General features: G+C 73.8%; 20 protein-coding genes. 10 read left to right on the forward strand and 10 right to left on the reverse strand.

Annotated features, from left to right (window positions below; all coding sequences use genetic code 11):
- Nucleotides 1-319: 319 nt before the first annotated feature.
- The gene (locus R4Z62_RS19405; protein ID WP_064533701.1) at nt 320-1081 is read right to left on the reverse strand and encodes a GOLPH3/VPS74 family protein; all 762 of its coding nucleotides are present in this window, start codon (nt 1079-1081) and stop codon (nt 320-322) included.
- Between the two features lie 514 nt (nt 1082-1595).
- Between R4Z62_RS19405 and R4Z62_RS19410 the strand changes: the two genes are divergently transcribed.
- On the forward strand, nt 1596-3644 hold the full coding sequence (locus R4Z62_RS19410; protein WP_491520452.1) for a D-alanyl-D-alanine carboxypeptidase: 2049 nt from the start codon (nt 1596-1598) through the stop codon (nt 3642-3644).
- A 168-nt stretch (nt 3645-3812) separates the two neighbouring features.
- Nucleotides 3813-5717 carry a DUF8823 domain-containing protein gene (locus R4Z62_RS19415; protein WP_491520453.1) on the forward strand — a complete coding sequence of 635 codons (1905 nt, stop codon included), beginning with the start codon at nt 3813-3815 and terminating at the stop codon, nt 5715-5717.
- A gap of 125 nt (nt 5718-5842) precedes the next feature.
- On the opposite strand, the gene R4Z62_RS19420 is transcribed toward R4Z62_RS19415, so the two are convergent.
- The 3 genes from R4Z62_RS19420 to R4Z62_RS19430 all read right to left on the reverse strand — a co-directional run bounded on the left by R4Z62_RS19420 (nt 5843) and on the right by R4Z62_RS19430 (nt 8707).
- Entirely contained in the window at nt 5843-6745 is a 903-nt protein-coding gene (locus R4Z62_RS19420; RefSeq protein WP_382844957.1) for a MerR family transcriptional regulator, read from the reverse strand.
- A 66-nt stretch (nt 6746-6811) separates the two neighbouring features.
- Entirely contained in the window at nt 6812-7333 is a 522-nt protein-coding gene (locus R4Z62_RS19425; RefSeq protein ID WP_355482796.1) for a glutathione peroxidase, read from the reverse strand.
- A 366-nt stretch (nt 7334-7699) separates the two neighbouring features.
- Nucleotides 7700-8707, reverse strand: coding sequence for an ArsR/SmtB family transcription factor (locus R4Z62_RS19430; protein WP_491520454.1), 1008 nt, complete (start codon nt 8705-8707; stop codon nt 7700-7702).
- Between the two features lie 82 nt (nt 8708-8789).
- Here R4Z62_RS19430 and R4Z62_RS19435 point away from each other — a divergent pair, with 82 nt between their 5' ends.
- The 4 genes from R4Z62_RS19435 to R4Z62_RS19450 all read left to right on the forward strand — a co-directional run bounded on the left by R4Z62_RS19435 (nt 8790) and on the right by R4Z62_RS19450 (nt 13617).
- On the forward strand, nt 8790-9998 hold the full coding sequence (locus tag R4Z62_RS19435) for an MFS transporter (RefSeq protein ID WP_491520455.1): 1209 nt from the start codon (nt 8790-8792) through the stop codon (nt 9996-9998).
- A gap of 171 nt (nt 9999-10169) precedes the next feature.
- Entirely contained in the window at nt 10170-12263 is a 2094-nt protein-coding gene (locus tag R4Z62_RS19440; protein WP_491520456.1) for a restriction endonuclease, read from the forward strand.
- 127 nt (nt 12264-12390) lie between these two features.
- On the forward strand, nt 12391-12930 hold the full coding sequence (locus R4Z62_RS19445) for a DUF7144 family membrane protein (protein ID WP_491520457.1): 540 nt from the start codon (nt 12391-12393) through the stop codon (nt 12928-12930).
- 102 nt (nt 12931-13032) lie between these two features.
- Nucleotides 13033-13617 carry a hypothetical protein gene (locus R4Z62_RS19450; RefSeq protein ID WP_491520458.1) on the forward strand — a complete coding sequence of 195 codons (585 nt, stop codon included), beginning with the start codon at nt 13033-13035 and terminating at the stop codon, nt 13615-13617.
- A gap of 39 nt (nt 13618-13656) precedes the next feature.
- Here R4Z62_RS19450 and R4Z62_RS19455 read toward each other — a convergent pair whose 3' ends face one another.
- A complete protein-coding gene (locus R4Z62_RS19455) occupies nt 13657-14118 on the reverse strand; it encodes a carboxymuconolactone decarboxylase family protein (RefSeq protein ID WP_107440631.1) in 462 nt (153 codons plus the stop codon).
- A 287-nt stretch (nt 14119-14405) separates the two neighbouring features.
- Here R4Z62_RS19455 and R4Z62_RS19460 point away from each other — a divergent pair, with 287 nt between their 5' ends.
- Complete coding sequence (locus R4Z62_RS19460) at nt 14406-15350, forward strand: RNA polymerase sigma-70 factor (RefSeq protein WP_491520459.1); 945 nt, start codon at nt 14406-14408, stop codon at nt 15348-15350.
- A 43-nt stretch (nt 15351-15393) separates the two neighbouring features.
- Here R4Z62_RS19460 and R4Z62_RS19465 read toward each other — a convergent pair whose 3' ends face one another.
- Complete coding sequence (locus R4Z62_RS19465) at nt 15394-15678, reverse strand: hypothetical protein (protein ID WP_491520460.1); 285 nt, start codon at nt 15676-15678, stop codon at nt 15394-15396.
- A 403-nt stretch (nt 15679-16081) separates the two neighbouring features.
- Between R4Z62_RS19465 and R4Z62_RS19470 the strand changes: the two genes are divergently transcribed.
- Nucleotides 16082-17746, forward strand: coding sequence for a hypothetical protein (locus R4Z62_RS19470; RefSeq protein ID WP_491520461.1), 1665 nt, complete (start codon nt 16082-16084; stop codon nt 17744-17746).
- Between the two features lie 120 nt (nt 17747-17866).
- On the opposite strand, the gene R4Z62_RS19475 is transcribed toward R4Z62_RS19470, so the two are convergent.
- From R4Z62_RS19475 to R4Z62_RS19485, 3 genes are all read right to left on the reverse strand, one after another.
- The gene (locus R4Z62_RS19475) at nt 17867-19060 is read right to left on the reverse strand and encodes a PP2C family protein-serine/threonine phosphatase (RefSeq protein WP_491520462.1); all 1194 of its coding nucleotides are present in this window, start codon (nt 19058-19060) and stop codon (nt 17867-17869) included.
- A gap of 141 nt (nt 19061-19201) precedes the next feature.
- Nucleotides 19202-19726 carry a DUF5994 family protein gene (locus R4Z62_RS19480; RefSeq protein ID WP_491520463.1) on the reverse strand — a complete coding sequence of 175 codons (525 nt, stop codon included), beginning with the start codon at nt 19724-19726 and terminating at the stop codon, nt 19202-19204.
- A gap of 189 nt (nt 19727-19915) precedes the next feature.
- Nucleotides 19916-20443 (reverse strand): hypothetical protein, encoded by a 528-nt coding sequence (locus R4Z62_RS19485; RefSeq protein WP_491520464.1) that lies wholly within the window; start codon nt 20441-20443, stop codon nt 19916-19918.
- A gap of 780 nt (nt 20444-21223) precedes the next feature.
- Between R4Z62_RS19485 and R4Z62_RS19490 the strand changes: the two genes are divergently transcribed.
- Entirely contained in the window at nt 21224-21619 is a 396-nt protein-coding gene (locus R4Z62_RS19490; protein ID WP_355482810.1) for a hypothetical protein, read from the forward strand.
- Nucleotides 21616-22032 (forward strand): DUF5994 family protein, encoded by a 417-nt coding sequence (locus tag R4Z62_RS19495; RefSeq protein ID WP_491520465.1) that lies wholly within the window; start codon nt 21616-21618, stop codon nt 22030-22032. The genes R4Z62_RS19490 and R4Z62_RS19495 overlap by 4 nt, the downstream gene beginning before the upstream one ends.
- 225 nt (nt 22033-22257) lie before the next feature.
- Here the strand turns inward: R4Z62_RS19495 and R4Z62_RS19500 are convergent, their stop codons facing one another.
- The gene (locus R4Z62_RS19500) at nt 22258-22449 is read right to left on the reverse strand and encodes a hypothetical protein (RefSeq protein WP_491520466.1); all 192 of its coding nucleotides are present in this window, start codon (nt 22447-22449) and stop codon (nt 22258-22260) included.
- Between the last annotated feature and the right edge of the window lies 1 nt (nt 22450).

Raw genomic sequence — 22450 nt, forward strand, 5'->3', positions numbered from 1 at the left:
GGTTCGGGGGCCCTGGTGAGCGGCCGGGCGGGGCGCCGGAACCCCGGGGCGGACCCCCGGGTTCCGTCACCCCGCCCGGACCAGCGGCTCCCGAACCGGGTCTGGGGACTGCGCTGAGGCGTGTGCGGCGTGTGCGGTGCGCACGGCCCGCACGGTCGTACGACCTGTACGGCGTGCGCGTGGTGCGGTGGTTCTGCGGCGCGGTGGTGCGTCGGTTCTGCGGTGGTGCGTCGGTTCTGCGGTTCCGCGGTGGTGCGGTGCTTCTAGGGTGCGCCGCGGTGCCTTCGCGGTGGGGCGGCTGCCGCGCCGCCGCGGCGGATCAGTGCGCCACCGCGCGCATCATGGCCCCGGCGCCGTGCTGCGGCTGCATCGGAACGCCGCGGGCCGGTTCCGGAGCGGACCTGCCGCCCGCGGTGGCCTGCCTGGCGACCGGTGCCTGGCCGCGGCGGGGCTGGGCCGCCGCGCCGTTCTGCACGTCCATCACGGCGTGTGCGACGAGACCCCCCATGGGGTCGTGCCGGATCAGATCGCGCAGCCGGGACCGGGACGAACGCCCCTCGTTGCCCGGATACAGGTGCTTGCCGAGGCCGACCGCGTGGGCCAGCGCCGCGAGCGCCGCGGTCCGCGGGTCCGGCGGTACGCCGGTGCGGATCGCGGAGTCGAGCCGGGCCTTGATCTCCCGGCTGATCGCGTTGTCCGTCGCCTGGTAGCGAGTTGTCGGCAGCACCCCGCACATCTGGCCGGCCACGGCATGCACCATGCCGCACCGCTCCAGGTGCGAGAGATAGGTCTGGCGGAGCCCGAGACGCGGCCCGCCGATCCAGTGGACGGCCCGTACCGGAGCGCCGCGCCTCCGCAGCAACTCCAACGCGCAGTCCAGTGTCGGATCTCCTGTCGGCCGTGGCACCACCACGGCGATACGATCCCCGTCTGGGGCTATCCGTCCGGCCAGCGCCAGCTCCACTAGCTGTGCCCCGGCCAGACCCAGGTCGAGCGACTGCGGCTGCGCAGTGGTACCCGTGGTCGGGTCCAGTGCCAGCAGCAGAAGCTCCTCCGGAAGTGTTCTGCGGCTCCTGCCCATCCATGCCTCCCCGCGTGGATGTACGACAGGGTGACCCCTCTCACATTGGTCTGTCGAGAGTGCGTGACCGCTTCGTAGTGGAACCAGTAGGTATGTCGTTCTCGTCTTCCCCGTGGGTTTGGTCCGCGCACAGGACACTGGTACATGGTTCGGACAGCGGTACGACCGGGTGGTACAGGCGGTGGTACCTCCGCTGGTACGGCCGGCCGGTACAGCTGTGTGCGGGTGGCGGTTCACGGTTCGGTAGCGGCACGCGGGGCGTGCGGCACATGAGGAGGCATCGGTGGCGGGCGAGTCCCCCGACAGGTCGAAGCAGCGCGAGTCGTCGGCAGAACCGACGTCGGGGAGCGCGGGCCCGGTTCCCGGGGCCAGGAGTGAGACGCGGGATCCCCGCGACCCGCGCCTCGCGCTGAGCGGGGAGTCCGGTGCGTCCGGTGCGGCGGCCGGTGAAGCGTCCGGTACATCCGGTGCGTCCGGCAGGTCCGGTACGTCTACGTCGGAGAGCCGCGGTGGCGTGGACACGGCCACGCGGGTGTTCTCGGTGCGGGATCTGGTGACGGAGTCGGACTCGGAGACGGATCCGAAGCCGGATCCGAAGCCGGAGCCGGAGACGGAGGACGGTCCGGCGGAAGCGCCGGAGGCGGGCGAGGGCGGCGGCAGGAGCGGCGCCGCCGAGGACGCCGAGCAGTCGGAGGGGCCGGCGGCGGAGGAAGCCCGGGAGGCCCGGGACGCCGACGACGCCGAGGACGGCGAGAAGCCCGCGACGGACGCGAAGGCGGACGCCGGGACGGCCGACGCCCCAGAGCCCGGGGCGAAGGCGAAGGCGAAGACCGCCGAGCCCAAGGGCCCTGAGACCGAGACTCCGGGGTCCGAGGCCCCGAAGGCCGACGCCGACGCCGAGACCGAAGCCTCCGAAGTCGAAGCCGAGCCCGCCGTCGACCGGCCCACCGCCGTCTTCAAGAAGCCCAGGCCCGCCGTCGACCAGCCCACCACCATGCTGAAGCTGGGCGGCGCGGCGAAGGATGCGGCGAAGGACGGCGCGAAGGCCGCCCCGGAGCCCGGCGAGGGCGGCGAGGGCAAGGGCGGCGCCAAGCCCGCCCCGAAGCCCGCGGAGTCCGAGGCCGAGCGCACCAGCAAGTTCGTCGCGCTCAAGCCCTTGGACGCCCCCAAGCCGGAGTCCGCCGCCCCGGCCGTGCCGAAGGCGGAGCCCACCGCGCCGACCGCGCGCACCACGCCCGCCGCCCGGCCCGGCTTCGAGCGGACCACCCAGCAGCCGCTGCCGCCCAAGCCCCCGCTGGACCTGCTGGCGGAGCTGACGAACACCCCGCCGCCGCCGGAGACCCCGCTGCGCACGACGATGCGCCGGGTGAAGATCTGGACCCCGCTGGTCCTGCTGCTTCTGGTCGTCTTTGCGGTCGTACAGGCTCTGCGCCCGCTTCCGGCGCCCGCCCTCGCCCTCACCGCGAAGGACACCTACGCCTTCGACGGCGGCACGCTGTCCCTGCCGTGGCCGGACGAGGGCCAGGGCTGGATGGACGTGCAGGGCGTCGGCGCGATGGGGCGGTTCGGCGCCCAGAAGCCGGTGGCCATCGGGTCGGTCGCCAAGACCATGACGTCGTACATCATCCTGCGCGACCACCCGCTGAAGGTGGGCCAGGAGGGCCCGAAGATCCAGATCGACCCGACGGCCGAGAAGGAGGGCGGCTATGACAAGGGCGGTGAGTCCACGCTCAACACGGTCAAGGCCGGTGACTTCCTCACCGAGAAGCAGGCGCTGTCCGCCGTCATGATCCCGTCCGCGAACAACATCGCGCGGCTGCTGGCGCGCTGGGACGCGGGTTCCGAGGCGGCGTTCGTCAAGAAGATGAACGACACCGCCAAGGAACTGGGCATGACCAACACGACGTACACCGACCCCTCCGGTCTGAAGGAGACCACCGTCTCCACTGCCGAGGACCAGGTGAAGCTCGGCAACCAGGTCGTGCAGAACCCGGCGCTGGTGGCCATCACCAGCGCGGCCAGCTGGACGGACCCGTCCGGCAAGAACTGGCCCAACTGGAACGAGCTGCCGTACCGCATGGGCGCGATCGGCATCAAGACGGGCAGCACCACCGCGGCCGGCGGCAACCTGCTCTTCGCCGCCCGCAAGAAGGTCGGCGGGGAGACGGTCACGGTCGTCGGCGCGATCCTCGGCCAGCACAAGAATCCGATCCTCGGCACCGCCAACGCCGTCAGCAAGACCGCCCTCGAAGCCGCCAAGAAGGCCCTGACCTCCGCGAAGATCCTCAAGAAGGGCGACGTCGTCGGGTACGTGGACGACAAGCTCGGCGGCCACACCCCCGTGGTGGTCACCGAGGACGTCACCGCGGTCGGCTGGGCCGGTTCGCGGGTGAAGCTGTCCTTCGCCGCCGACCAGGTGCCCCACTCGGCGAAGGCCGGGACCCAGGTCGGCACGCTCACCGTGGGCGAGGGCGGTGCGGGCGGCGCGATCAAGGTGCCGGTCGCCCTCCGCCAGGACCTCGGCGAGCCGGACTTCCTGGCCAAGCTGACCCGGATCAGCTGACCGGTGCGGGCCCGGCCCCGGGCCCGCACCAGCGGTCCGCGCACCCCGTCGGGGAGCCCCACCCGGGGCGCTCCCCGGCGGGGTGCGTGCTAGCGTCACGAATCGGGCACGTCACCGGTCGTGGGACGAGGCCGCGAACAGAGGACGGGACACGGGGAGTGCCTTCAGGTGGCCACAGCGGAGCCGACACGCGCCGACGACGCCGATCCGGGCCCGGGAGCAGGCCCGCGAATAGGTTCGCGCGCCACTGACACGGAGCGCGACCGGACGCGGGCGGACGGTGACACGGTGCGGGCCAGCGGTGACGAACTCGCCTGGGCGGCCCGGTGGCCGCGCGCCCGAGGTGCCGTCCTGGCGCTGCGCGAGCGGATGCTCCGGCATCCCGTCCTCTCGATCACCGCGCTGGCCGGTGTGCTGCACATCGTCTGGTTCTTCGCCTTCGCCAACAGCGGCGGCGACCTCGCCGCGCAGGACGCGTGGGCCGAGTTCGTCGGCCGCCACCCGGACTCGGCGTACAACCTCGCCTGGTACGGCGGGATGCACGCGGTCTCCTACAGCATGGTGTCGCCGTATCTGATGTCCCTGCTCGGCGTCCGTACGACGATGATGATCGCGGGCACGGTCTCCGCGGGCCTGCTCACCCTGATACTCCTGCGCAGCCGCGTGGTCAGGAACCCGCTGTGGGCGGCGCTGGCCGGGGTGTTCGGACTGCTGTGCAACGCGCTGTCGGGCCGGGTGACCTTCGGCCTGGGCACGATGTTCGCGCTGGGCGCGGTCGCCGCCGTCTTCTGCTGGCCGTACCGCTGGCGCCGCAAGCGCTGGGCGAAGGCCCTGGTCGCGGCGCCGCTGGCCGCGCTCGCCACCATGGGCTCCCCGGTGGCGGGCCTGTTCGTGGGCCTGGTGGCGGTCGCCCTCTTCCTCCAGAAGCGCCGCCCCGGCGCCTGGGCGCTCGGGCTGGCTCCGGCCGTGGTGGTGGCCGTCTCCGCGCTGCTCTTCCCCTTCTCCGGCACCCAGCCGATGGGCTTCGGCTCGGCGTCCCTGCCGCTGCTGTACGCCGTCCTCGCGGCCGTCCTCGTCCCGCGGGAGTGGACGACGGTCCGGATCACCTCCTGGGTGTACGCCCTGTCGGTGGTCGGGGTCTGGGTGATCAGCTCCCAGATCGGCTCCAACATCACCCGCCTGGCGATGCTGTTCGCCGGGGTGGCGCTGGTGGCGGCGCTGCCGTTCACGGTGCCGCGCTCGCGCAAGTGGTACGCGACCGTGCTGGCGCTGACCGGCTTCGTCGTCTGGATCGGCTTCAAGTCGGTGGACGACATCGTGCACACCGCGCCCGCCGCCTCCTGGTCGCGCGAGCTGGCCCCGCTGGTCAACCAGTTGCAGAAGGCCGGCGCGCAGAAGGGCCGGGTCGAGGTCGTCCCGGCCAGTTCGCACCGCGAGGCGTCCGCGCTGGCGCCGTACGTCAACCTCGCCCGCGGCTGGAACCGCCAGGCCGACATGGAGCGCAACCCGCTCTTCTACGACGACACGCTCAACTCGGCCAACTACCACGACTGGCTCCAGCGCTGGGCGGTGCACTACGTGGTGCTGCCCAAGGGCGAGCCGGACGGCGACGGCGGGCAGCGCGAGCGGGCGCTCGTGCAGCGCGGCATGCCCTACCTCAGCCAGGTCTGGGGCGACGCCAACTGGCAGCTGTTCAAGGTCACCGACCCCAAGCCGCTCGCCGAGCCCAACGCCGTCGTCGACCGGGCCGAGCAGGGGGAGCTGACCATCGAGGTGCGCGAGCCCGGCCGGGTCCTCATCCGCATCCCGTACTCGCCCTGGCTGAGCCTGGTCGACGAGCACGGCAAGAGCCTCAAGGCGCCCCAGGAGACGGAGGCGTCCAAGCACCGGACGGAGGGCACGCCGAAGACGTTCGACAACGTCAACGGCTGTCTGGCGGAGACCCCGCAGGACGCCAGGGGCGACAAGTGGACGACCCTGCTCGCCCCGAAGACGGGCACCTACCACCTCGCGGCGCCCTACCGCCTGCCCCGCGGCACCCCGTGCCCGGACGAGCTGAAGCCCGGCAAGTGAGCCGGTCCCCGGCACCGGCCCGGACCCGCTGACCGCCGCGCCCGCCGGGACCGCCGCGCCGCTCACCGCGCCCGGCGGTCCCGGCGGCCCGGCGCGCTCACCTCACCGGATCACCTCACCTCACCTCACCTCACCGGAAAGGCCACGTCGCACACCGGGTCCTCGGGCCCGGCCGCCTCCCAGTCGGCGAAGTACACCTCGCGGCAGGGCCCGGCGGGCGCCAGCCCCTGCCCGGTGATCCACCGTCCCACGGCGTCGAAGGCGGTCTGGATCTGCGGGTGGGCGACCTGCGCCTTGGTGATCCGGGTGTACGCCAGCCGCCGTACGGGCTCGACGCGCACCGCCGTGTCCCATGACCGCCCCCGCGCCTCGGCCCAGGCGCGCGCGGCCCGCTCGTCGGCGACCGGGACGCAGCACTCGGCGGGTCCGTCGCTCTCCATGGACACCTCGGCGTGGTAGACCACGAACGGCGGTCCCGCCACCCCGCCACACTCCCGCGCCGCTTCCTCCAGCCGGCCCAGCGACGCCCCGATCCACGCGGGCAGCTCGCCCACCAGCGTGTGCCGGGTCTCGGTGATCACCACCTGCGCGGGCACCTCGACCGTCTCGACCGCGAACTTCCCGTACATGTCCTCGCTCCTCCCGGACAGCCGTCCACGGAGGTAGTCGGCGAGGGTCCGCTGTCCGGCCACCCGGCGCTCGACGTCCGCCCAGTACGCGGTGAGCAGCCCGGCCGCGCCGGGCCCGTCCAGCTCGGCCGCCGCGAGCACCTCGGCCACCCGCGCCAGCGGCATGTCCAGCCGCCGCAGCAGCGCCACCAGCCGGGCCCGCTCCGTCTGCGACGCGCGGTAGTAGCGGTAGCCGCTGGCCTCGTCGACCTGCGCCGGCACCAGCAGCCCCAGGCGGTCGTACAGCCGCAGCGCCTTGGCCGACAGCCGGGCCCGCGCGGCGAACGCGCCGATGGTGAGCAGTTCCTCTTCTTCCCCGGCTTCCCCGGCTTCCCCGTCCACCGTGCCATCCTCCGTCACCGGGCGGCCTGTCCGCCCGGTGCCGAGGACGCTGCCCCCTGCCCCAGGGGCAAGGTCAAAGGGCGCTCAGCCGAGCCGCGCCTCGACGGCCGCGACCAGCTCGGGCGCGTCCGGCTCGGTCTGCGGGGAGAACCGGGCGACGACCTCGCCGTCCCGGCCGACGAGGAACTTCTCGAAGTTCCAGCGGATGTCCCCGCTGTGCCCCTCGGCGTCGGCGAAACCGGTCAGCCGCTCGTACAGCGGATGCCGTCCGTCCCCGTTGACCTCGGCCTTCTCGGTCATCGGGAAGGTGACGCCGTACGTCGCCGAGCAGAACGCGGCGATCTCCTCGGCGCTGCCCGGCTCCTGCCCCATGAACTGGTTGCAGGGCACCCCGAGCACGGTGAAGCCCTGTTCCGCGTACCGCTCGTGGAGCTTCTCGAGTCCGGCGTACTGCGGGGTGAGCCCGCACTTGGACGCCACGTTCACGACGAGGACCACGCGTCCCGCGTACTGCGCGAGGTCCGCGTCCCCGCCCTGGAGCGCGCCGATCTCCACACCGAGCGGAGAGGTGGGGGAGAGGGCGCCGTTGCTGTCTGAAGTGGTCATGCGTCGGATGCTAGGCCCTGCCCCCGGAACCCGGCCCGCCCGGCCCCGCCCCACCACACCTTTCCGGCCCCGGCCCCGGCCCACCACGTCCCGGGGTCCGGTCCGGGTCCCGGCCCGCCAGGTCCGGAGTCCGGCTCCCGGCCCGGTGGCGCGCTGGCCCGGCCCGTTCCCGGCCCGTCCCGCCCGGCGGCCCAGTACGTTCAGGCGGACGGCCCCGCCCCTCCCGGCGGCGGCCCGACCGGGACCGCCCCGATCCCGCGGCGGTCCCACCCCTCGCCTCCCGCCTCTTCCACCGGCTACGGGCCCCGCCCGCCCCTGCGGGCTACGGGCCCCGCCGTTCCCGCCGGGCCACCCGCCCGCCCGTCGTCACGTCCCCGCGCCCGCCCCGGTCCTCCCCGAAGCCGCCTCCACGAGCACCTGGCCCGCCGCCGTGCGCGTGTACAGCACCGACCGGCCCGCCCGGTGGCGCTGGGCCAGCCCGGCGTCCAGCAGCACCCGCAGATGGCGGCCGACGGAGCCCAGCGCCTGCCCGGTCACGGCGGTCAGCTGGGTCGTGCTCAGCGGCGAGCCGAGTAGGACGAGCACCTGCGCCCGGGAGGCGCCCAGCAGCGCGCCGAGGGCGGCGGGCACGGCCGTCCGCCGCTCGTCCGAACCGGCCAGCACACCCGTGCAGGGGTAGACGACGGCGTACCGCAGTCCGGACTCCTCCCAGGACACCCAGCCGCAGTACGGGGTGACGGGCACGAAGAGGAGCTGGGCGCCGGAGATCTCCCGCGGCGGATACTCGTGCAGATTGACCTGGAAGCGGCTCCCGCCCAGCCACCGCGTCCCCGGCCGCAGCCCGTCCAGCACCGCCGCCCAGCCGCCCCGGCCGGCCTGCGCGGTCCGGGCCGCCACGTCGGCCTGGAGGATCCGCCGCCGCCGTTCCCAGGCGGGCCGTACGGTCTCCGTCCAGACGTACTCCAGCAGCCGCGCCGCCCGCTCGGGCAGGTCGTCCCGCTCCAGCAGCTCCGGTACGGGCCCGGCGAGCGCGGTCCGCAGGTGCGCGCGGGCGGCGGCCGGGCAGGTGGCCCGCACCCGCGCCACCTCCTCGGCGAAGGACTCCCCGTCGCGGGGCGTGGGCGTGAGGAAGTCGGCGATCCACTCCCGGCCGAGACCGGCCCGTACCAGCGCGGCGGTGACCGGGTCCCCGGCCAGCAGCGCGCGGTAGCCGGGCAGGTGGACGCGCAGCCAGTCCCGCTCGCCCGGATGCCCACCCGTGTGCCCGGCCGCGCCCTTGTGCAGCAGGATCAGGCTCGCGAACGTCTCGGCCAGCGGTGAGATGAGGAACCGGCTCCCGGCGAGCGTGTCGGCGTTGACCTGCCACCAGCCCACGGAGCCGCCCACCCTCCCCGAGACGTTTCGCACCCGCGCGAAACAATACCGGCCGCCGCCGCACCGCCCCAGACTCCGGCGCATGCGCAACTACCAGGACCTGTTCCGCACCCCGGAGTTCACCCCGCTCTTCCTGTCCACCGCGGCCCAGACCGCCGCCCAGACGATGAGCGGACTGGCCCTGGGCACCCTCGTGTACCGGGCCACCGGGTCCCCGCTGCTGTCGGCGGTCAGCATGTTCGGCCCCTCGCTCGCCCAGGTGCTGGGTGCGACGCTGCTGCTCTCCGGCTCCGACCGGCTGGCCCCGCGCTCGGCCCTGACCGGTGTGACGCTCGTCTTCGCCGCCACCACGGCCGTGCTCGCGCTGCCCGGACTGCCGCTCGGCGCGCTCTTCGCCGTCGTCCTCGTCCAGGGGCTGGTCGCCTCGCTGGGCGGCGGGGTCCGCTGGGGCCTGCTGAACGAGATCCTGCGGAGCGGCGGCGACACCGGCTATCTGCTCGGGCGTTCGCTGTTCAACATGATGGGCGGCCTCCTCCAGATCGTCGGGTACGCGGTGGGCGGCGCCCTGGTCGCCGTGCTGTCCCCGCGCTTCTCGCTGCTGCTGGCCGCCGTCCTCTACGCCGTCGCGTGCCTCGTCGTCCGCCTCGGCCTGAGCCGGCGCCCGCCCCGCGCCACCGGCCGCCCGTCCGTCGCGGCGACCTGGCGCACCAACGCCCTGCTGTGGTCCGACCGCCCGCGCCGCCTGACCTACCTGGGCCTGTGGCTGCCCAACGGCCTCGTCGTCGGCTGCGAGTCGCTGTACGTCTCCTACGCCCCCGACGCGGCCGGGCCGCTCTTCGCCTGCGCGGCGCTGGGCATGCTGGCCGGGGACGCCACGGTCGGCCGGCTGCTGCCGCCCGCCGTGCGCCGCCGCGCGGCCACACCGCTGCTGCTGCTCCTGTCCGCGCCCTATCTGCTCTTCGCGCTGCGCCCGCCGCTGCCGCTGGCCGCCGCCCTGGCCGCGCTCGCCTCCGTCGGTTTCGCCGCCAACCTGGTCCAGCAGGAACGGCTGATGGCCCTGACCCCGGCCGCGCTCAGCGGCCACGCCCTCGGACTGCACTCGGCGGGCATGCTGACCCTCCAGGGCGTCAGCGCTGCGCTGGCGGGCTCGGTGGCCCAGTTCACCTCACCGGCGGTCGCGATGACGGCCATGGCGGCGGCGTCCGCCGCGGTGACCCTGGCCCTGGCGGCGGCCGCCCGGCGCGCCCCGGCGCAGGCGGGCGGCCGCCCCCGCCCGGCCCCGGCACCGTGACCGCCGACTCCCTTCCAGGTGTGCCCTCTTGCGGCCCGCTCGCACGAACCCGGATATACAGGGGTGGGTCGCCGCCCGGCCCCGCGGGATAGAGTCGCCTGATGAGCCGGTCGCGGGGGTGACCGGTGGTGCCTGGCCGCGCGCGGTGTCCTGGGGAGGGGGCCTTCGAGCATGAGTCGTCGCTCTACGGGTTTGGTCGGGGTCTGGGCCGAGGCGCAGCGGCAGCAGCAGCGCCAGCGCGAGGCCGACGACCGGCGCCGCAGGGACCAGGCCCGGCAGGCGCAGGCGTACCAGCGGCGGGCGGCCCAGGACCACCGCCAGTACCGGCAGGCGGAGGCCCGGCGGCGCACCGACGAACTGGACGCGCAGGTCGCCGCGTTGCAGGGCCTGCTCGCCGAGGGCTGCCTCGCCCCCGCCTTCACGGCCGCCTCGCTGCTGCGCGCCGAGGACGTGCGGCCCTTCGCCCCGGGACAGCTCGCCCAGCCCGTCACCATGCCCCAGCCCCACCAGTACCAGGCGCAGGGCGGCTGGACGGCGGGCCGCCGCGCCCAGGCCGAGGCCGACGCCCGCGCCCGCTTCGAGCAGGACTGGTACGCGGCCCAGGCCGCCGAGGCCCGCCGGGTGGAGCAACTGGAGGCGTACCGGCGCGAGTACGATCAGTGGGCCGCCGCCCAGCTGTCCGAGGTGCGCCGTCACAACGCCGGGATCACCGAGGTGACCCAGGGGGTGCGGCGGCGCGACCCGCGCTCCGTGGTCGAGTACTTCTCCGCCGCGCTCTACGCCTCCACGGCCTGGCCCGAGGGCTTCCCCCGGCAGCTCTCGGCGGCGTACGACGCACCGGCGGGCCAGCTCGTACTGGACTGGGAGCTGCCCGGCTACGACATCGTCCCCGCGGTCAGGTCCGTCCGCTACGTCGCCGCGAGCGACGAGGACAAGGAGACCGCCCGGCCCGCGACCCAGTGCCGGACGCTGTACCGGGAGATCGTCGCCCAGTGCATGCTGCTGGTGCTGCACGAACTCTTCGCGGCGGACAGCGAGTTCGGCGCACTGGAGTCGGTGGCGCTGAACGGCTTCGTGGACGCCCACGACCCGGCCACCGGACGCCAGGGCCACATCCCGCTCGCCACCGTCATGGCCCCGCGGCCGGTGTTCGGCGGGCTGCACCTGGCCCAGGTGGACCCGGTCAGCTGTCTGACCGACGCGCTCCGGGGCCAGCTGACCTCCCGGCCCGACCAGCTCACCGCCGTACGGCCGGGCAGACGGCCGGAGGACATCGGCGACCGGGTCGTCACCCACGGCGGCGACGGCGACGACGAACCCGACCTCTACACGATGGACCCGCTCGCATTCGAGTCCCTGGTCGCCGAGTTGTTCCGCGCCATGGGCATGCAGGCCGTGACGACCCAGCGCTCGGGCGACGGCGGCGTGGACGTCGACGCGCTGGACCCCGCGCCGATACGCGGCGGCAAGATCGTCGTCCAGGTGAAGCGGTACCGCAACACCGTGCCGCCCACGGCCGTGCGCGACCTGTACGGCACCGTCCAGGACACCGGCGCCAACAAGGGCGTCCTGGTGACCACGTCGAAGTTCGGCCCCGGCTCGCACACCTTCGCGGGCGGCAAGCCGCTGGAACTGGTCTCCGGCACCGAACTCGTCGACCTGCTGCACCGGCACGGCCTGCGCGGCAGGCTCGGCGACCCCCGCGGGAACCCGGCCCCGGCGTCCCGGCCACCCGCCGCGCCCGCGCCCGGAGCCCCCGCCACGCCCACCGGCGACCACGACGACTACAACGTCCTGGGCATGTCCTGGTCCGGCGACGTCGCCCTGGACGTGTGCGCCCTGGTCTGCACCGGCAACCGCGTCCTCGACGACGACCACTTCGTCTTCTACAACAACCCGTTCACCCCCGACGGCTCCGTCGGCGCGCTCGCCGCCACACCCCCGGACAAGGCGGCCATCAGGGTCTCCTTCGACGCCCTCCCGGCCCGCTCCGACCGGCTCGTCCTGGTCGCCGCCGTCGACCCGGAGGCCGACCCGCACGCCGACCTCACCGGTTTCACCGACGCCCGCATCCGGCTCCTGGACCCGGCCCTGACCGAGCTGGGCGTCCTGGACGTCTCCGACGGCCGCCCCGGCGAGACCGCCCTCGTCCTGGGCTCCTTCCGCCGCCGCGCCAGCGGCGACTGGGACTTCGTCCTCGGCGGCAAGGGCTACCCGGGCGGCCTGGTCCAGCTGGTCGAGGACCACGGCATCGAGGTCGAGTAGGCGGCCGGGTCCGGCCGCGCACCGCACGGGCGCGGCTCCTGCCGTTCACCCGCCTGGCGGTCCCCCGCTGGTGGAGCGTCCCGCCGCCGCCCACGGTGGACGCATCCGACCGCAGGAGGGCGACACCATGACGGAGCAGCCGGCGACTCCTGGCCGTGAGCCGGGACACCACCGCCCCCAGGACCGCACCGCCGCCCCCGGATCCCCCGCGGGCCCGGCAGGGACGGCGGGCACCGCAGGGGGAGGCACCGGTGGCAGCCCCGGCGGAGGCGCCGGGGAGGGCCGGCCGAGCGCGTGGGTGGCCGGCGGGACGGTCTTCGCCGGGGTGGTGCTGCTGGTGGGCGGCCTGCTGGACATCCTCAAAGGCATCTCGTCCATCGCGTCCGACACCATCTACACGCGCATCGGCGACTACGTCTACCGCTTCAACCTGACGGCCTGGGGCTGGGTCCTGGTCGTCGTCGGCCTGATCGCCGTGATCACCGGCCTCGGCCTCCTCACCGACGCCCTCTGGGCCCGCGTCCTCGGCGTCTTCATGGCCTGCCTCAGCCTCATCGCCAACTTCCTCTGGCTGCCCTACCAGCCCCTGTGGGCCCTGATCTCCATCGGCCTGGACGCCTGGGTGATCTGGGCCCTGACCGCCCACCGCACACCGCGCGCCCTGTGAGGCGCGGCGCGCGGCGCGGCGAAAGAGGATGCCGGGGCCGGGCGCCCGCCCGCAGGGAACCGCTTGTCCGGCGCCCGCCGATTGCTGAACACTTGCACGACCATGAGCGGCAGCCCGTACGAGACCCCTGAACTCCGCGTCGTCCCCGCCTCACGGCGCGGGGCGGTGACGAGGCGGGGCCTGCGGTTCGGGCTGGCCGTCGGCGGGGTGTGCGCGCTCTGCTGGGTCACCGTGGCGACAGCGGGCGTGGCGGTGGTGGCCGTACGGGGATCCTGGCGACAGGCGTCCGCGGCCCTCTTCTTCGAAGCGGCCCTCGTAGGCGGCAGCCTGGCGGTGGGCGCGGTGCTGGGGCTGGTGCTCGGCACGGTGCTGGCGTTCACGCCCGCCCGGCTGACCTCCCGCACGTGGCCCCGCGGGCTCCTGGCGGGCGTCGTCGCCGGGGCGCTGTTCCTCGGTGAGGTCGTGGTCGGTGCGGAGGGCGGCATACTGCCGGCGCTCCTGACGGCACTCGGCGTGCCGCTGACCGGCCTGGCGGCCGCCGCGTGCAGCGGGGACATCGCGGGCACGAGCCGCCGGTACGCATGGCTGCACCCGAACCCGGATCCGCTCCCTTCCCGTATGGCGGCGCTACGGAGCCTCACCTGGCGTGCGAGGCTCCGCGCCGTGGTGGACCTGCTGTGGACGTGACGCCGGGGTGCGGGACGGGCCCGCGCCCCGGCGCTCGTGCTACTCGCTGTAGTTCCGGCCGGGCGGCATGCCGGGGATCGGCTTGGCGATGAGCGCGGCCGGGGTGAAGAAGCCGATCTGGGCGATGGCCATGACGAGCATCCACAGCGCCCGGTGGTCGTAGAGGGCCGCCGCCCTGGCGTACAGCTCGTCGGGGACGCGCTCCCCGGACGGGTTCGGCGTGTGCACGGCCTCCACCAGCTCCAGCGCGATCCGCTCGGCGTCGGTGAAGCAGGTGGCGTCCCGCCAGGTCGCCACGGAGGTGATGCGCTCCTCGGACTCCCCGGCCGCACGGAGGGCGCCGGTCTGCCCGACGGTGAAGTACGTACTGCCGACGAGCTGTCCGGCGCGCAGGTGCAGCAGATGGACGGTGGTCTGCGGAACCGGCCCGTCCCGCAGCGTCTTGTTCAGCTCGGCGGCGATCCCGGCCAGCTCCGGCACGAGCGGCAGCGGGTCGGGCATGCGCGACCGGCGCTCACGTGAGGCCGTGGACGGCGAAGAGGCCGTAGGAGATGCGGACATGGGTGGTCCGTCCCTTCGTGGGGTGAGGCTGGGGCGCCGCCCCGGGGGATCGGCGCGGCGTCCTGACGGGCAAGAGATCCCGCCCGCACCCCTGCTGTGACAGCGGGGCGGCTGTGACGTGCATCACCGCCAGTCCGCGTCACGCGGAGCGCCGGCCCGGGATCGTATGCGGGCAGGAGCACACCCGCGACCAGCCGCCGGAACACCGGCCGGAGGGGGAACGAGCCATGACGAGCCCGGCACGACAGCCGAGACCGGACCCGAGGCGCCACCCGGAGCGGCCGGCCGCCGCCCCGGACCCCGCCACCGACGCCTACGTCACCCACCGCAACCTGCTCTTCACGGTCGCCTACGAGATGCTCGGCTCGGCGGCCGACGCCGAGGACGTCCTCCAGGAGACCTGGCTGCGCTGGTCGGCGGTGGACCTCGGCGCCGTCCGCGAGCACCGCTCCTACCTGGTGCGCATCGTCACCCGCCAGGCCCTGAAACGGCTGCGCACCCTCCAGCGGCGCAAGGAGTCCTACGTCGGCCCCTGGCTCCCCGAGCCGCTGCTGACCGCACCCGACGTGGCCGACGACATCGAGCTGGCCGACAGCGTCTCGATGGCGATGCTGCTGGTCCTGGAGACGCTGGGCCCGGCCGAACGTGCGGTCTTCGTGCTGCGCGAGGTGTTCGCCCTCGACTACGACGAGATCGCGAAAGCCGTCGGCAAGACCCCCGCCGCGGTCCGCCAGATCGCCCACCGCGCCCGCTCCCACGTCACCGCCCGCCGCCCCCGCGCCACCCCGTCCCCGGACGAGGCGCAGCGAGCCCTGCGCGCCTTCCAACGCGCCATCACGACGGGCGACTTGCAGAGCCTGGTCGACGTCCTCGCCCCGGACGTCGTCCTCCTGAGCGACGGCGGCGGAATCCGGCAGGCCCTGCCGTACCCCGTGGTGGGCATCGACAACCTGCTCCGCCTCCTGACCACCGGCTGGTCCACCCACCTCGCCGGCCGGTCGGCCGAGCCCCTGCACATCAACGCGGCCCCGGCCCTGCTCGTCCGCCGCGACGACGAGATCGAAGCGGTCCTCTCCCTCCACCTCACCGACGGCCGCATCACCGCCGTCTACAACATCCGCAACCCGGAGAAACTCCGGCGGGTGGAGCGGGAGGCGGGGGTGGGCCGCTGAGACGGGAGCCGGCCGCTCCGGACACCCCGGACGTCCCGCCGCGTCACCGGGGCCCGGTGAGCCCCATCGCGCCACTCACCAGGCACACCGTGCCGAAAAGGAAGAATCCTCCCGCGACGACCAGTCCGGTACCGAGCCTGACGACCCCCGCGCTCCTGCCTTCCCTGGGCGTCAGCGAGCCCGAGACCTTCTGCCCGAGATCCAGGGGCCACGGCAGCCGGCCGTTCTTCCGCAGCATCCGCCCGGCACTGATGAGCAACAGACCGAAGAGCAAGGTGAGCGCGCTGGTCTGGAGTTGCTGGACGGGGTCGTAAGGATGCGAGGCCATGTTGATCATTCAACCCTCCGGGGGCTCCGCGAGGCTACTGCCGTACCGGAAGCCGCACCGCGTCGGCGCCTCCGGGGCACCGGCGCGGCCGACGTGCCCGGACCGGTGGTCGCGGTGCGGTCGACACCACGCCGGCCGGTCGCGCCGTCCCCCTGCACGGCGTACGACGCCGACGCTCACGCCCCGGCGCGTGTCCTTGCGTCGCCCGCGGGGAGCCTGTCGGACGAGTCGTGCCTGAACACCCTCATCGACTACCGGCGCCCGGCCGACTCCCCGTCAGTCTCGGATCCCGTATTCACTCAAATGGATTACGAGTGGTCTGACGAGGCATCGTGAGCCGTGAGCGGAGGCGGCAGGGCGCCGCGGATCCGGCAGGACATGTGCGGGCCCCTATCGTGCCGTCATGGCTACGGACGATCTCGTCATCCTTGTTCACGGGACCTTCGCCGGGGACAAGAACGGAAGCGACGAGGGCCATCGGTGGTGGCAGCGCGGCAGCGTGACCTGGACATGGCTGCGGGCCCATCTGCCCGACGGGGTCAGCCTCCCCGAGGGCGACGTCAGGCTGTTCCACTGGAGCGGGACGAACAGCCAGGTGGAGAGGCTCAAAGCGAGTACCCGTCTGCTGGCCCTCATGATGAGCCTCGAACGTCAGGGGCGTGGATACCACCTCGTCGGACACAGCCACGGCGGGTCGATCATCTGGGAGGCGCTGATCTCCAGCGCGATCTCCATGGACGACAGATCAGTTTCCCTCGAATTGCAGTGGGAGCTGCGGAAATTGGGATTCCGGCGGCGCCGCCGTTCCGGGTCGAAGAGCTATCACCGCAGCTTCGACTGGTGGTGCGCCGTCGGCGGGGCCTTCCCGCTGCGCCGCCTGAAGAGCTGGACAACCGTGGGTACCCCCTTCCTGCACTACCTGCCCCGGACCGGGATGCTGACCGACGGATGGCCCAGCCCCACGCTCTCCCTGAGCAAGCGGAAGGAAGAGGGATTTCCGCTTTTCAGCGTTCTCTACCTGCTGAGATTCGTCTCCTTCATCGCCGCGTTCATCACCGTCCTCGGAATTCTCTATCTCGTCCCGTCGGCGGTCCTCTCGGGCGATCACCTGGTGTACCGGACCGCCGGCACGCTCACCGCGCTGATCGTGTACTTCTCCGTCGGCCGGTTCAACGCCCAGTGGAGTCTGCGCTCCGCGCTGCTCAGCCGCCAGTACGGAGCCCGGCTGGCGATCGAGCGGTTCGGCGGCCGGTGGCTGGGGCTGTGGGCGCCCACGGACGAGGCCATCACCGGCCTGCGGTGCCTCGCGGAACCGGCCGTGCACGACTACACCTGGCTCTCGGCCCCCCGTCATCTGCGCGGGACGCCGCGCGCGGCGACGGCAGGCGGGGTGTCCGGTCTCTCCGCCCTGCATGTGCCGCTGCGGATCGGACTCCCGGTCAGCGCCGTGCATCTGATCCCGGAAGCGTCGGCCTTCTCCCCGCAGCGGATCCTCACACCCGGCTACCTGATGTTCAACCGGTGGATCGCGCCTCGCGTGTCCGCCGCCGTCTCCCGGCTGCTGATCAGAAGTGCGCAGGGCTGCGACATCCCCGGCACCGTGCTGGCCTACGCCTCCGCGTGGCCCCTGCCGCTGGACGGCCTGCCGCCCGGCCTCCCGGAGAAGACCGCACAACGACTCGAAGAACGTTCCGCGCTCTACGCCGGAGCCATCGGCCCCGTCCTGCGCCACGCCCTGGCCCGTACGGCACTGGACGGCCGGGGCGTGTACAGCGCGGCGAAGACGGGAGTGGACGGCATCGAGGGAAAGCCGCTGGTCCATACCTCGTACTTCGACGACCTCGACGTTCTGCGGCTCATCCTGCTGCACATCGACAGGTCCCGGGAACACAGGTCCCCTGTGCGGGACGATGTCCTCGACGCCTGGCTCGACGCGACCAGCGCGTCCGTCGCCCACCGTATCGACGCCTTCCTCACGGAGGTGACGCATGGCCAGGCCCCGCCGCTGCCCCGGAGCCGTGTCCCGAGCGCCTCGGAACACGAACGCCGGGAGGCGCACGGGGCCTGAGGCCCCGGCCGTCGGGGCGATGCCTTCCCGGCGGCTGACGGCACCGCCCTGATCACCGGGGCGGCGACGTCAGAGGACGTCGCCGGGCTGGCCGGCGGGCTTCGGCCGGCGACGGTGAGGTCAGCCGCGCCACTCCACGAAGAACAGCGTCGCGTCGTCCGTGGTGTGTCCGCCGCGTGCCCGCTTGAGCGTGTGGGACAGGGAACGTGCCACCGCCCGGACCCCGCGGCCGCTTCTTTCCAACTGGTTCACCCAGCCGATCAGCCGCTCCTCCCCGAACTGCTCCGCACCCGTCGAGTGCTCCTCGACCAGGCCGTCGGTGAAGCACAGCAGGCGGTCGCCCCGTTCCAGCGTCATCTCGCTCACCTGCGGCTCCGGGCCGCCGAGACCGGCGGGGAGGGTCGTGGGACCGGTCAGCCGGAGTGCGACGCGGTGGTCGCGGACGAGCATCGGTGACGGATGCCCGGCGTTGACCCACTGGAGATGACCTGTCGCGGTGTCCAGTTGCAGCATCTGCGCGGTCACGAAGTGCTCCGAGCCGAACTGCTCGGCCAGCGCCCGGTCCATGAAGGCGTAGATCTCCGGCAGCCCGGTGCCGGCGCGGCGGGCGTGGCGGTAGGCGCCGATCGCCACAGTGGCCATCGTGGCCGCGTCCAGGCCGTGCCCCATCGCGTCGATCATGGCCACGTGCAGGACGTCCCCGTTGAGGGCGTAGTCGAAGCTGTCACCCGCCACGTCATAGGCGGGTTCGAGGATGCCCGCCACGGCGACCCGCGGCATGATCATCGCCAGGGGCGGCAGCAGGGCCCACTGGATCTCCGCGGCGACGCTCATCGGTTCACCGCGTCGTACCCCGAAGAAGAGGTCCGAGTAGCCGTGCTTGGTCACCAGCAGGTCGGCGACCAGGCCGGCCGTCCTGCGCAGGATGCGGCGGTCCTGGTCGTCGACGCCGTCCAGCGTCACCGTCATGACCCCGACCTGGTCGCCGCCGTCCAGCAACGGCAGATGGATCCGTACGCCGTCGCTCCCGGCCACCTCGACCGGGCGCGCGTCGAGGAAACAGCGGCCCGCCTCGGAGCCGTCGATCAGCTGCGGCTCCCCGCCGGTGAGACCGTCACCGGGCAGCGGCACCAGCAGCAGTTGGCCGTAGTCCTGCAACAGCACCTGCGGACGGCGGCCGCCGAGCCGCTCCACCACGTCGGCGACCAGAGGACCGATGAGATGCGGCGGCAACTCGTGCGCGCCGTCGAGGATCACTCCGAGAAGGGCTTCCCCGAAGCTCTCGGAGCGGTCCGCCCGTCGTCCTGCCGTCATCCCCTCACCCGCCGGGAACCGCTCCGCGCGGGAGGCGGCCCGGGACGACGAAGAACGGCTGTCGCTGTCATCGCTCCATCATCAGGGGATCATGCGAGCCAGGGCCGGCCGGCCACGCCGGGCCCGGCCGGACCGGGCGGCTCACCTGGGTCCGGCTCCTCCCTCCGACTCCCACGCGGACTGTCCGTCGGCGCCGCTCTCGGCGAGTTCCAGCAGGCGCGCGGCCGGCCAGGGGTTGCCGGGGTCGGCGGCGGCGGTCAGCAGCAGGGAGGCCGCCGCGGACGGCTCGTCCGGGGGCACCACGAGCAGTTCCCAGCGCCCGACGGTGCCGCAGTCCACGGTGATGGCGTGGGTACCGGCGGCGTCGTCCGTCAGGTCCACCTCGATCACATGGCCCGAAGCCGTCACCCTCCGCGGGGCGTCCGGCCAGACGGCGGTCCCCACGGTGGCCCGGGTGACGGTGCCGACGCCCGGGTCCAGGCAGCCGACCAGCGCGGGAAGTTCCAGTTCCAGCGCGTCGCAGCGCGGCCACCACGCACCGTCCAGCGGGCCGTGGCTGGCATCCGGTGTGAGCCGCAGCCGGGGCAGCGGCATCCGGTACGTGTGCGTGTCATCCAGTGCCGTGCTTCCCTCGCCTCCGGCGGGGGGCTTGGTGAGGGCGTCCATCGTGCGATCCCGTCCCGGGCGGCCTGCGGCTGCCCGCGTCTGTCACTCGCCGGGAACGACGCCGTCGTGCTGGTGCGTCCGCAAAGCTCTCGGTACCCGCCAGGCTACTCCCGGCTGCGCCGAGAAGCGCGCGGCTGTCGCCCTCACCCACCGCCCGGCCCGGCCCCGGGTCCGTCGCCCTCCGCCGGGTCACCGGCGTCCAGGCCGCCGGTGTGCCGGGACCGGCCCTTCGCCGCGCAGGACCAGCACACAGGGAGCCACGGCGCCCGGCAGCCCGATGATCTCGCCCATGTTCTGCCAGCCCCAGGACGCGAAGGCGGCTTGTCCCGCCTCGTCGCCAGGGTGCAGGAGGGCGACTCCGACAGGAGAGCGCAGGTCGGCGAGGAGACGCCGTTGCAGACGTCGGGCGATCTCGCGGTTCTGGGGGTGCGGACGGGCCACGACCTGGGTGAGGAGGACGCACCGGGGATGGGCGGTGAGCCGTTGCACGCTCTCCTGGAGTGTTCTCTCGAACCCCCGGCCGCCGAAGCCGCCCGGACCCAGCGGAAAGCCGAAGGCGCAGCCGACCAGCGCGGTCGTCTCCGCGGCCAGCACCGCGAAGCCGGGGTGGCGGGCACTGACCGCCAGGCGCCGCAGGAAGTGCCCACGGGCCCGGTACGTCTCGCCGGAGGTGCCGGCGACGGACGCCGCGGCCAGGCCCACGATGTCCGCACGCATCCCCTCGGCCTGCCGGCGGGTCAGCCGGCGAAGACGGATCCCGTCCTTGACGACCGGCTGATCCGGCCGGTGAGCAGGAGCCGCGAGGAGTGGAGAGGACGCGTCGGCGGCCAGGAGGCGGGTGATCTGCGCGCACGGATGGTGCAGCCGCAGACAGGCGTGCACCCGGCCGGCCCGCCGCGAAGCCGAAAGGAGGACGTCCAGACCCCCCGGCGTCGCAGGAGCCGACCGTGGTCAGGTCGATGTCGATCACGGTGACGCCGTCCAGCAGGCACTGCTCCAGCGCGGCCCGCAGCAGCGGTGTCGTGGCCGGTCCGATGTTCCCGGCGAGCGTGACGAGGGTCTGCTCCCCCCTGTTCCGCCGGTGGATGTCCAGCCCGGAGAGAGCCATCACCCCTCCCCTCGGCAGGGGCGCGCGACCGGGCCCGTCCGCACCGCGGTCGCGGCCGGAAGGAGTTCGTGTGCAGCCGCTGCGAGTGCGGCGGACATGGTGCCGACCCGTCTCCGTGCCGGCCACTGGCGCGGCCCGGAAGTCCGTCCTTCGCCGGGGACGACCCCGGCATGGCGGCCGGAACGCGTGATGCCCTCGGTGGTTCCACGGTACGTCGCCCGCGGTGGGAAACGGCCGCCCCGAGGACGCCGGGAGTACGGTGGGCAGAGTCGAGGGTCCTTCGTACTCCGGTGACCGGGCTGGTCTCGTCCTCGGCGCGCGGCACAGCAGTCGGGGGCCGCGCGACAACACGGGCCGCGTCTGCCGCCGCCCGGGACAGGTTCCGCCCGATGACCACCGAATCCGCGCCACCACCGCATGCGCCCGCGACCCAGGATGCTTCGGACGGTCCGCCGGCCGAAGGCAGGGTCGAGGTCCGCATCGTCTCCCGGGACGCGGAAGCGGCCCGGCAGGTCGCCGACGCGCTCCGGCTGCTGTTCGCCGGGGGCGAGCAGCGCAGCTACCCGGCATTCCCGTCGGGTACCGGGACGCGTCTGCACCTCACGCTCGACCCCGCGCGGGCCGTCGGCCCGTTCCACTCCTGGCTGGAGGCCAGCAGGCCACAGGCCGACCGGACCCATCCGGGTGAGACCGCGCCCCGCGCGACGCCGACGGTCCGGCCGGCGTCCGCCGGATCCCCGGCCGTGGCGGACCCCCGGCCTCCCTCACCTCAGGAGTCCCCATGACCACCACCCCCTCGTCCCACCAGCCCGCCGCCCGGCTGAGGCTGGGCGCGCGGCCCGGCCGGGGCGACGCCGTCCGGCGCATCGACGGAGCCTGGTGGCCGCGGTCGTACGACCTGACCGCCGAACTCCCCGGGCTGCTCGCCGCGTTGCCGCTGCGCTGGGGACACGTCACCAGCGTTCGCGTGAACGGGGCGAGGTGGTCGCTGTCCGGTGACGGCGTGCCCGTCGAGGACCAGCGGGCGCGCCTGCGCCGGAGGGGGACATCACGGGCCGAGGACACCGTCTGCCTGCTCACCCCCGGACAGGGCCGCTGGGACCTGCTGGTCGTGCCGCCCGCCGCCACGGCGGAGGAGGCCGAACGGCTGCTGGAGACGGCCACGGCGGAGGCTCCGCCCGCGGGGTGGCCTGCCTGACCCGGGGTTCGCGGGGCGTCCTGTCCGACGCGGACGGGGTGCCCCGCCCGGCCTCGGCCGGCCCGCCCTGCGGCGGTGGCTCACGGCTGTCGGCGGATCGTGTCGCTCCGTTCCGCAAGCACAGGAGCCCTCCCGTCCGCTGGACGGGGGGTCCCATCGGCGTACGGCCGGCGGTCAGTCGGGGGAGCGGGTGAGTCGTCGGAGTGAGGCGCCAGCGGCGTTTCGTCAGACCTTCTCGACCCGCACGGGGCGTCCCGCGAGGAGTTGAGTCATGTCGTCGGTGTCCGACGTGAAGACGGTTGCCTCAGCTCCCTGCGCGGCTTCCCGACCTGCCACAGCCGCCAGAATGGCGTCGACGGCGTACTTGAGGCCATGCAGACCAGCCGCCTTCAGCATGTCGCGCGCCATGGTGATCACC

Source organism: Streptomyces sp. PL-25 (assembly GCF_058344915.1).